Source organism: uncultured Intestinimonas sp. (assembly GCF_944387725.1).
Taxonomy (GTDB): domain Bacteria; phylum Bacillota; class Clostridia; order Oscillospirales; family Oscillospiraceae; genus Intestinimonas.
In genome coordinates this window covers 38,045-48,032 of sequence record NZ_CALXGA010000008.1, presented here as the reverse complement: position 1 = coordinate 48,032, position 9,988 = coordinate 38,045, and the positions used below count along the sequence as shown (strand labels likewise).

7 protein-coding genes and 1 pseudogene are annotated in these 9,988 nt (G+C 68.4%); 1 reads left to right on the top strand and 7 read right to left on the bottom strand.

The window, feature by feature from the left end:
• The coding region (locus Q0K09_RS02455; protein ID WP_294472397.1) for a hypothetical protein at window positions 1-3,216 on the top strand (3,216 nt) is incomplete at its 5' end.
• Window positions 3,217-3,349: 133 nt separating this feature from the next.
• Here the strand turns inward: Q0K09_RS02455 and Q0K09_RS02450 are convergent.
• From Q0K09_RS02450 to nagA, 7 genes and pseudogenes are all read right to left on the bottom strand, one after another.
• Window positions 3,350-4,162, bottom strand: coding sequence for a hypothetical protein (locus Q0K09_RS02450; RefSeq protein WP_294472395.1), 813 nt, complete (start codon window positions 4,160-4,162; stop codon window positions 3,350-3,352).
• A 6-nt stretch (window positions 4,163-4,168) separates the two neighbouring features.
• Entirely contained in the window at window positions 4,169-5,335 is a 1,167-nt protein-coding gene (locus tag Q0K09_RS02445; protein ID WP_294472394.1) for a 6-phosphofructokinase, read from the bottom strand.
• A 12-nt stretch (window positions 5,336-5,347) separates the two neighbouring features.
• Window positions 5,348-6,808 (bottom strand): lactate racemase domain-containing protein, encoded by a 1,461-nt coding sequence (locus Q0K09_RS02440; protein WP_294472392.1) that lies wholly within the window; start codon window positions 6,806-6,808, stop codon window positions 5,348-5,350.
• Between the two features lie 9 nt (window positions 6,809-6,817).
• Entirely contained in the window at window positions 6,818-7,654 is an 837-nt protein-coding gene (locus tag Q0K09_RS02435; RefSeq protein WP_294472390.1) for a triose-phosphate isomerase family protein, read from the bottom strand.
• Between the two features lie 12 nt (window positions 7,655-7,666).
• Entirely contained in the window at window positions 7,667-8,254 is a 588-nt protein-coding gene (locus Q0K09_RS10725; protein ID WP_365931246.1) for a class II fructose-bisphosphate aldolase, read from the bottom strand.
• A 73-nt stretch (window positions 8,255-8,327) separates the two neighbouring features.
• Window positions 8,328-8,786 (bottom strand): annotated as a pseudogene (locus Q0K09_RS10720) (class II fructose-bisphosphate aldolase); the annotation flags it as partial.
• Window positions 8,787-8,831: 45 nt separating this feature from the next.
• Window positions 8,832-9,986, bottom strand: a complete 1,155-nt coding sequence (nagA, locus tag Q0K09_RS02425) for an N-acetylglucosamine-6-phosphate deacetylase (RefSeq protein WP_294472388.1) — start codon at window positions 9,984-9,986, stop codon at window positions 8,832-8,834.
• Window positions 9,987-9,988: the final 2 nt, after the last annotated feature.

Below are 9,988 nucleotides of genomic sequence, written 5' to 3'. Positions count from 1 at the left end.
CAGGACTATCCCCCCGCCCTGGTGAGCCTGGGCCTGTGCTATGAGCAGGGCCGGGGGGTGGAGCAGAACCGGCCCAGAGCGGTGAAGCTCTACCTCCAGGCCGGCAGGGGGGGCAGCGCCGCCGGATACTGCAACGCCGGGTACTGCTACCTCCGGGGCATCGGCGTTCAGGAGGACCCGGACATGGCCGTGAGCCTCCTCCAAAAGGCCGCCGACCAGGGCTATCCCCGGGCCCTGGATCTGCTGGGGGACTGCTATGAGCGGGGCGTGGGGGCGCCCCGGGACGGCCAAAAGGCGGCGGAGCTCTACCGCCGGGCGGCGGAGCAGGACTATCCCCCCGCCCTGGTGAGCCTGGGCCTGTGCTATGAGCAGGGCACGGGGGTCCCCAAGGACGAGGCCCAGGCCCTGGCATACTACCGAAAGGCCGGGGAGCTGGGCGACTCCGTCGGGGCCTGCAACGCCGGGTACTGCCTCCTCTACGGCATCGGCGGCCCCGAAGACCCCCAGGAGGCCGTGGTCTGGCTCCGAAAGGCGGCTGGGCAGGACTCCCCCCGGGCCATGAATCTGCTGGGCTTCTGCTACCGGGACGGCGAGGGGGTGGAGCGCTCCCCCGCCCAGGCGGTGGAGTGGTTCCGAAAGGCGGCCGAGGGGGGATATGCCCCCGCCCTGACCAGCCTGGGCCTGTGCTATGAGCAGGGCGTGGGGGTTCCGGCGGACGGGGCCAGGGCTCTGGCCTGTTATCAGGAGGCCGGAGAGAAGGAACACGCCGTGGGGGCCTGCAACGCCGGATACTGTTACCTCACCGGCATCGGGACGCCTGTGGACGAACGGGCGGCGGTGGAGTGGTTCCAGAAGGCGGCGGACCTGGGCAGCGCCCGGGCCCTGGATCTGCTGGGAGAGTGCTGGCTCCGGGGCTGGGGGGTGGAGCCGGACCCCCAGCGGGCTGTGGACTGCTTCCGCCGGGCGGCGGCCCAGGGCTTCCTCACCGCCATGGTGGACCTGGGGTTGTGCTATGAGCGGGGGATCGGGGTCTTCCAGAACGAGACCCAGGCCCTGTCCCTCTACCGGCAGGCCGGAGAACAGGGGGATCAGGAGGGGGCCTGCAACGCCGGGGTCTGCTTCCTGGATGGCATCGGAACCCACCCAGACCCAGAGGAGGCCGTCTCCTGGTTCCAGAAGGCGGCGGACCTGGACAGCCCCCGGGCCCTGCGCCTTTTGGGCGGCTGCTACCAGGATGGAAAGGGGGTCCCCCAGGACGAGGCCAGGGCGGCGGCCCTCTTCCAGCAGGCGGTGGACCGGGGGGATATCAAGTCCATGGTGAGCCTGGGCATCTGCTATGAGCGGGGCCGGGGCGTGCCCAAGGACGAGGCTAAGGCCCTCTCCCTCTACCGCCGGGCGGGGGAGCAGGAAAATGCCACAGGAGCCTATAATGCCGCCCTCTGTTATCTGGAGGGTACCGGCGCCCCTGTGGACCTGGAGCAGGCGGCGGCCTGGTTCCAAAAGGCGGCGGACCTGGGCGACACCACTGCCCTGGTGAGCCTGGGCGTCTGTTATGAGCGGGGCCGGGGTGTGCCCAAGGACCCGACAAAGGCTCTGTCCCTCTACCGGCAGGCCGGAGAGCAGGGGGAGGAGGACGGGGCCTATAACGCCGGGCTCTGCTACCTCCGGGGCGCCGGCACCCCTGTGGACCGGAAGCAGGCGGCGTTCTGGCTCCAAAAGGCGGCGGACCTGGGCAGCGCCCGGGCCCTGGACCTGTTGGGGGACTGCTATAAACAGGGCTTGGGGGTTCCCCAGGACGCCCAAAAGGCGGTGGCGCTCTACCGCCAGGCGGCGGCGCAGAACTTTCCCCCCGCCCTGGTGAGCCTGGGCCTGTGCTACGAAGAGGGGACGGGGGTCCCCAAGGACGAGGTCCTGGCCCTGTCCCTCTACCGGCAGGCCGGAGCGCTGGGGGATCCTGCCGGGGCCTGCAACGCCGGAATCTGCTTATTCAACAGCATTGGCGCCCCCGCAGACCCGGAGGAGGCCGTCTCCTGGTTCCAGAAGGCGGCGGACCTGGGCAGCGCCCGGGCCCTGCGCCTTCTGGGCGACTGCTACCGGGATGGGAGGGGGGTGCCCCAGGACGAGGCCCGGGCGGCGGCGCTCTACCAGCAGTCGGTGGACCATGGCTATGCCAAGGCCATGGTGGAGCTGGGCCTGTGCTATGAGCAGGGCCGGGGCGTGCCCCAGGACCCGGTCAGGGCCCTGTCCCTCTACCGGCAGGCCGGGGAGCGGGGAAATCCCCCAGGGGCCTACAACGCTGCCCTCTGTTATCTGGAGGGCACCGGCACCCCTGTGGACCTGGAGCGGGCGGCGGCCTGGTTCCAAAAGGCGGTGGATCTGGGTCACATCAGGGCCCTGGTGAGCCTGGGCATCTGTTATGAGCGGGGCCGGGGCGTACCCCAGGACCCGGCCAAGGCCCTGCCCCTCTACCGGCAGGCTGGAGAGCGGGGGGAGGAGACTGGGGCCTATAACGCCGGACGCTGCTACCTCCGGGGCATTGGCGTCCCAACGGACCCGGGACAGGCGGTGTACTGGCTCCAAAAGGCGGCGGAGCAGGACTATCCCCAGGCCCTAGACCTGTTGGGTGACTGCTATGAGCAGGGCGCTGGGGTTCCTCAGGACGCCCCAAGGGCGGTGGAGCTCTACCGCCGGGCGGCGGAGCAGAACTACCCCCACGCCCTGGTGAGCCTGGGGCTGTGCTACGAACGGGGAACGGGGATCTCCCAAGACGAGGCCCAAGCGCTGTCCCTCTACCGGCAGGCCGGAGATCTGGGGTCCCCCGCCGGGGCCTGCAACGCCGGAATCTGCTTGCTCAATGGCATTGGCGCCCCCGCAGACCCGAAACAAGCGGCGGCCTGGTTCCAGAAGGCGGCCGACCTGGGCGATACCCGGGCTCCGCGCCTTCTGGGCGACTGCTACCGGGATGGGAGAGGGGTCCCCCAGGACGAGGCCCGGGCGGCGGCGCTCTACCAGCAGTCGGCGGAGCGGGGCGATGCCAAGGCCCTGATGGAGCTAAGCGTATGCTATGAGCAGGGCCGGGGCGTGCCCCAGGACCCGGTCAGGGCCCTGGAGCTCTCCCGCAAAGCCACGGCCTTCGCAGCCCTGAAGAAGCTGGGGGCCAGCCCGGCCCGGGAGAAAAAGAAGGGGGGCTTCTTCTGGCGGCTGTTTGGGCGCTGACGCGCCGGCTTCACAGCGCTCCGCCCTGAAACGCTCCCTCGACAGCCATCTTCCCCGGAACACGTTTGAGAGGGTGAAAAAGAGCGGGCCCCCTGTCTGGCGACAGGGGGCCCGCTGGGTTTGCCGGGGAGGGTCAGAGATGGACCGTCAGGGTCATGCTGCGGCGGAGAGACGCGCCGGGGGGCAGGAGGACCGCCCCCGGCCGGGCGGCCAGGTCGTGGCCGGGGCCGGGATAGCCCGTCCAGGGCTCAATGCACACAAAGCCCGGAATTCCCGGCTGGCTCCACAGCAGCAGATAGGGTGCGCCCTCCAGGTCCACCTGGAGATACCGGCCGGTATCCCGCTCCTCCAGCCGGACCCAGGCCGATCCCAGGTCCCGGAAGCAGAGGCTGTCCTGGTCAAAGAGGCCGGGGGTCAGTGGGAGGCGGTCGGTGCCGCCTGGGGCCTCCGGGCGCTGGAAGCGGATGGCATAGTCCCCCAGGCCCCGGGCCGGGTCCAGGGGACAGCGGAAGCCCGGATGGAAGCCCACCTGTACCGGCATGGGCCGGGGGCTCCGGTTGACGGCGGTACAGGTGGTGGTGAGGCGGCGGCCCTCCAGGGTGTGGAGGGTCTCGAAGGTGAAGGCCCAGGGCCAGCGGAGGCCGTCCCCCGGCCAGTCCAGCCGGAAGCGGAGCCATTGGGCTCCCCGGTCCGCCAGGGTGTGCTCCAGGTCTCGGACAAAGCCGTGGGACCCGGCCTCGTAGCGGACCCCTTCCTCCTGGAACCAGCCCCCCTCCACCCGGCCGCACCAGGGGAAGCAGACCGGGGCCCGGCGGGGCCAGATCCCGGCCTTTCCGTCCCAGAGGCAGGGGACGGAGGGCGCCCCCAAGGTGTGGATGTCTTGAAGCTCGGCCCCAAAGGTGCTGACCGTCACCGACAAGAGGCCGTTTTCCATGTTGTACAGCATAGGCCGCTACCGCAGGGAGACGAAGCGGCTGTCGTAGTCCCCCACCAGGGGGAGGCAGTAGTCCCGGAATTCAGGGCGGATGCTGGCTCCGTCAGAGCCGATCCACGCCAGGGGGAAGGTCTTCTCGGCGTTGGCCACCTGCTCCAGGGGGATGAGGCAGAGCTCGGAGCGGTATTCCGGCGTCCGGGTGGTCTGGAAGCCCACCATGAAGCCGGTCTTGCCCTCCACTGCGTATCGAACAGCCGCCGCGCCGGCCTCCTGAGCCTCCCGGCGGTCCACCTCCGACGTGAGGGCCACGCTGACCCGGCCCAGGAGCCCCGGCTTCTCGGAGCGGGACTTGAGTCCGGTCTCGGCCAGAATCATATCGCTGAGGGTCTGGGCGGCTCCGCCGGGGACCTTGTGGCCGAAGCCGTCCACCAGGCCGGAGTCGGCCACCGGGGTCCCGTCGGCGTAGTGGATGCCCTCGGAGACGGTGACCAGCAGACCCCGGCCCCTGGCGAACTTCTCCTGGACCGCCTGGAGGAAGGTTCCCTTGTCAAAGGCCGTCTCGGGGAGGTAGACCAGGTGCTCGCAGGGCATTAAACCGGCGTAGAGGGCGGAGGCGGCGGTGATCCAGCCGGCATTCCGGCCCATGAGCTCCATGACGACCACATGGATGGGCAGGGCGGCGGCGTCCTGGGCCAGCTCCAGGGCGGAGACAGCGGCATACCGGGCGGCGCTGCCGAAGCCCGGGCAGTGGTCGGTGACAGCCAGGTCGTTGTCGATGGTCTTGGGGATGCCCATGACCCGCAGCTCGTAGCCGGACTGGCTGGCCAGCTGGAAGACCTTGTGGCAGGTGTCCATGGAGTCGTTGCCGCCGTTATAGAAGAAGTAGCGGATGTTGAACTTTTGGAAGCACTCCAGCACGGCGGGGTAGTCGGCGCCGGTGAGCTTCCGGCGGCAGGAGCCCAGGGCGGAGGCGGGGGTTTTGGCCAAAAGCTCCAGGTCGCCGTCGGGGACCGCCCTCAGGTCGATGAGGTCCCCGGCCAGGAGGCCCTCGGCCCCGAAGCGGGCGCCGTAGATGGCCTCGATCTCGCCGTGGGCCTTGGCCTCCCGCACCGCCCCCAGCAGGGAGCTGTTGATGACGGGGGTGGGGCCGCCGCCGTGGGCGATGAGCATATTTCCTTTCAGCATGATTTCCCCTCCTTACACGCCGCTCAGGTCGTCGCCAGCCATGCAGAGATGGACCGCCCCCAGCTGGAAGGTCCTGGGGAGGGCCAGGATGCGGGGGTTGGGGCCCACAAATTTCCGCTTGGCGTCCTCCAGAGCCTCCTCGAAGGTGGCCCGGGTCTTGAGGCCCATGCTCCGGGCGATGCCCGGCTCCTGGGCCCCCACGATGTAGATGGCCGCCGTGTTCCTCTCCGCGATGTGGCCGCAGCTCATCATGGAAAAGCCGTGGAAGGGGTGGAAGGCGTTGCAGAAGCGGTACTTGCGGATGTACGCCTCATTGGTGGCGAAGTACTCCCCGTAGCGGTCCATGTCGGGGAGGACCTGCATATAGTCGTGCTGGAACATCTCATAGAGCTCCCGGAGATAGGGCCAGCGCTCGTCGTGGAAATAGCCGTTGCAGATGGAGGAGCAGAGGATGACGCAGTTGTCCTTCATCACCCGCTTGTGCCGGATGACCTGGGCGGAGAGGGCCTGCATCATCTGGATGGGGTTGGTGCCCATGCCGTTGCCGTAGTGGAAGTCCTGGGGCATCCCGAAGACCATCACGTCGTACTTCTCTTTGGCGTAGGGCACATAGGTCCGCTTGTTGGCCACCTGCCAGGAGACGGGCTGCATCTCCCTGGCCCAGCCCGAAAAGATGGCGATCTGCCGGGAGTAGGTGTCCAGTACCGCGTCGCAGCAGAAGAAGGGGCGGCCCATCTTCTCCTCCATGTGCATCCCGATCTCGTCGAACTTGGTCCGCATGAGGCTGTGGCCGGACACCGGGGTGAAGTCGGCCCGGTGCATCACCTGGGGGACGTGGTGACTGGCGATGCTCCGCCAGTGGGTGATGCCGGTGGCGCAGTGCTTATAGCCCCCGGAGTAGCCCCCGTAGGGGTTCCCCTGGGTGTGGCCGATGAGGATGGGGATGTCGCAGTCATAGACGTACTTGTTCATCAGCACCGGGTCGCCCCGCCGGGTGGCGCCCAGATCCACCATATGCTCATAGTCCTCGCTGTCGTGGCTGGCGATCTGGCCCGTCCAGTAGAAGGCGTTGAAGAGCTCCTCCCCCAGAATCTTTTTCATCTCCGGCACGGTGGCCCGGGGGTGCAGGCCGTTGGAGAAGAGGAGCAGGATGTCCTTCTGCTCCACCCCGGCGGCGTAGAGCTCGTCCAGGCAGGCCCGGATGCTCACCCGCCGGTGGGCGGTGGGCTGGGTGCCCCCCTTCACAATGTCCGGGATGACGAAGACCACCCGCTTCCCGGGGCCCGCCAGCTCCCGCAGGGACCTCATGCCGATGGGATTGCGAAGGCTCTCCAGGGTGGCGGCGTACAGGCTGTCCCAGTCCTGGGGCAGGCAGGGGGGGTCGGGCACCGTCTCCCCGGGGATAAAGACGTCGGTGCTGTCGGGCAGCTCCGCGCTCATCCGGCCGTGGCCGTATTCAAATTCCAGCTTCATGCTTGCTCCTCACTTCCCCAAATAGGTCTTGATGATCTCCAGGTACTCCTCCGGGTAAAAGCCGATCTCCCCCTGGAACCGGGTCAGGGCGATGAGCCCCCCGTCGATCTCGGCGATGGAGGCGAGCATCTCGGCGTTGTCCACCTTCAGCCCGCCGCCGTATACCACGTCCAGGCCCCCGGTCCGCTCCTTGACAAACCGGGCGATCTTAGTGATGTAGTCCTTCCCCGCCGGGGTCTTGCCGGGACCGATGGACCAGATGGGCTCATAGGCGACGACCACCTTGGAGGGGTCCACCCCCTCCAGGCCCAGGTCCAGCTGCTCCCCCAGCACCTCCTGCCAGCGGTCCTGCTCCTCGCTCTTCTCCCCGATGCAGTAGAGCACGGAGAGACCCTGGGCCGCCGCCGTCTTCACCTCCTGGTTGAGCAGGCGGTTGACGGCGGCGGAGTCGGCGACCCCGGCCTCGGCCAGAATACCGGCCTTGTCGTTGCGCTCCTCACAGTGGCCGATGAGGGCGGCGGTGCAGCCCATGGCCTTCACGATAGAGGCCGGGCGGCTGGTGGTGAGGGCCCCGAAGTTGCCCCCCACGGCGGTGTCCACCCGGTAGACCCCCTGGCTGCCCACCTGGACGGGGCTGTCCGGGCACAGGGCCCCCACCGCCCCCAGGATGTGCGCCTCCGGGAAGTACTGGACAAACTCCGCCTCCGCCGGGTCGTAGCCCTTCAGGCCCTCCTGGGTGCGGGTGACGATATAGCGCCCCCACTCCCCCACCGGGGCGATGCGGTTGACGCCGCCGTACTCTACCGGCACGTCAAACCGCTTTAGGTTCAAGTACAGGTGCTTCATCCCGTCTCCTCCTCACTGTTTGTAGAAGGCAATCATGTCCTCCAGGGACTTCTGCTCCACCAGGGGGGCCCGGCCGTAGGAGCCGAAGTGAACGATGAGGGAGCCCACAGCCTCCTTCACACCGGCCTCCACCCGGCCCATGAGCAGGGCCACATCGTCGTCAGGGAGGGTCCCGGTGAGGACCGTGTCCATGATGGGCGGGAAGAAGACCCGGGGATCAAAGGCGGACTTTTTCTCCTCCAGCAGGGCGTACACCCCGCCGATGGAGGGGCTCTTCCGGAGCTCCGGCCGCTGGGCGAAGAGCTCCTTCATGTTCCGGGTCACCGCCAGGCGGATGTCGGTGTCCACATTGATCTTGCGGATGCCGCAGGGGATGGCCGCCATCAGCTCGTCCACGTTGATGCCGTAGGCGTTCTGGATGTCGCCTCCCAGGCCGTTGATCTCCCGGACGATGTACTGGGGTACAGTGGAGGAGCCGTGGGAGACCAGGGCGCAGAAGATCCCCAGGCGGTTGATGCACTCCTTGATGGCGATGGGGATCTCCCGGCGGAGCTTGGCGTTTTTGCCCTTGTTGGCCCCGTGCTGGGTGCCGTAGGAGATGGCCAGGGCGTCCCCCGGTCTCCTGGATGAACTTCACGGCGTCCAGGGGGTTGGTGTAGGTGGAGCTGGCGGCGAAGACGTGGTCCTCCTGTCCCCCCAGGACCCCCAGCTCTCCCTCTACGCTGACCCCCCGGGCGTGGGCGTACTTCACCACCTCCCGGGTGAGCTCGATGTTCTGCTCCAGGGGCAGGGAGGAGCCATCGATCATCACGGAGGTGTAGCCCCCCTCAATGGCGGCCGCACAGGAGTCAAAGTCCTTGCCGTGGTCCAGGTGGAGGACGATGGGGATGGGGGAGTGCTCACCGTACTTCTTTACAGCGGCGGCGATATTCCGGGCCCCCTTCTTCTTGTCCTCCAGGGTGCCGTTCTGGAAGTCCACCCGGCCACCCATAAAGGCGTTGGCCAGGTCGGCCCCCTGAAGGATGGCGGGGGAGCGGAAGGTCTCATGCATCTCGATGACGGCCTTGGCCTGGGCCACGGCGTTGACGTTGAAGGCCCCCTGGGCGTAGTTGTGGGCCTCGGCGGCCTCCATCAGGGGTCTGAGCGGTACCAAAGGCATAATGATATCCTCCTTGCTTCATGTTGCGGCGGCGTAGACGCGCTCGCCCGCCGACCAGGTTTCCAGTACGTCCAGTTCCGGGGAGAGGACCACAAAGTCGGCGTCCTTTCCTGCGGCGATCTCGCCCCGGCGGTGGTCCTCGCCGATGAGCCGGGCGGGATTGATGGTGAGCAGCTTCAGCACGTTTTCCGGCCCCGCCCCGGTGAAGCGGGCCAGGTTCTTCACCGCCTGGGCCAGGGTGAGGGTGCTGCCTGCCCGGATGTCGGTGCCGGTGATTTTGGCGTCGCCGCCAGTGACGGTGACGGGGTTGACCCCCAGCATATACGCCCCGTCGGGTAGGCCGGCGGCCTGCATGGAGTCGGTGACGGCCACCACCTTGTCCCAGCCCTTGCAGGAGAGGAGCATCCGCACTGTGCCGGGGTGGAGGTGCCGGCCGTCGCAGATGGCCTCGCAGTAGACGGGCCTTTCCAGCACCGCCCCCATGACGGCGGGCCGGTGCTGGTGGAAGAGGCTCATGACGTTGAAGGTGTGGGTGCAGGCGGCCACGCCCCCCTCGATGGCGTCGATGGCCGTCTCGTAGTCGGCGTCGGTGTGGCCCATGGCCAGGACGCACTGGCCTCGCAGGGCCCGGATCATCTCCGGGACCCCCCGCACCTCCGGGGCCACGGTCATGTAGCGGATGCGGCCGCCAGCGCGTTCCTGATAGCGCTGGAAGAGTCCGGCGTCCCCCTCCCGCAGGAGCTCCGGGGGCATGGCCCCCTTGTACTTCAGGCAGAGGAAGGGGCCCTCCAGGTGGATGCCCAGGCACTTGGCCCCCGGTGCGGGGCGGTCCATCAAGGCGCAGACGCGGTCGATGGCCCGACAGGTGGCCTCCTCGGTGTCGGTGAGGATGGAGGCCAGGAAGCCGGTGACCCCCTGGCTGGCGAAGAAGGCGGAGAGCCTGGACAGGTCCTCACAGCCGGCGGCGTTGATGTCCACGCCGGCGCCGCCGTGGGTGTGAACGTCCAGAAAACCGGGGGCGAGGAGGTTCCCGCCCAGGTCCGCCACCCGGCAGCCCGCCCGGTCCAGGTTCTCCCCCACGGCGGCAATGCGCCCCTCCCGGACCAGGACCTCACAGGCCGCCAGCCTGCCGCCGGTGAGGACCCGTCCGTTGGTAAACAGCGTGCGCTCCATGG

Coding starts and splice junctions, on each gene's coding strand:
- Q0K09_RS02450 (WP_294472395.1), bottom strand. CDS start 4,162: ATGCTGTACAACATGGAAAACGGCCTCTTGTCGGTGACGGTCAGCACC.
- Q0K09_RS02445 (WP_294472394.1), bottom strand. CDS start 5,335: ATGCTGAAAGGAAATATGCTCATCGCCCACGGCGGCGGCCCCACCCCC.
- Q0K09_RS02440 (WP_294472392.1), bottom strand. CDS start 6,808: ATGAAGCTGGAATTTGAATACGGCCACGGCCGGATGAGCGCGGAGCTG.
- Q0K09_RS02435 (WP_294472390.1), bottom strand. CDS start 7,654: ATGAAGCACCTGTACTTGAACCTAAAGCGGTTTGACGTGCCGGTAGAG.
- nagA (WP_294472388.1), bottom strand. CDS start 9,986: ATGGAGCGCACGCTGTTTACCAACGGACGGGTCCTCACCGGCGGCAGG.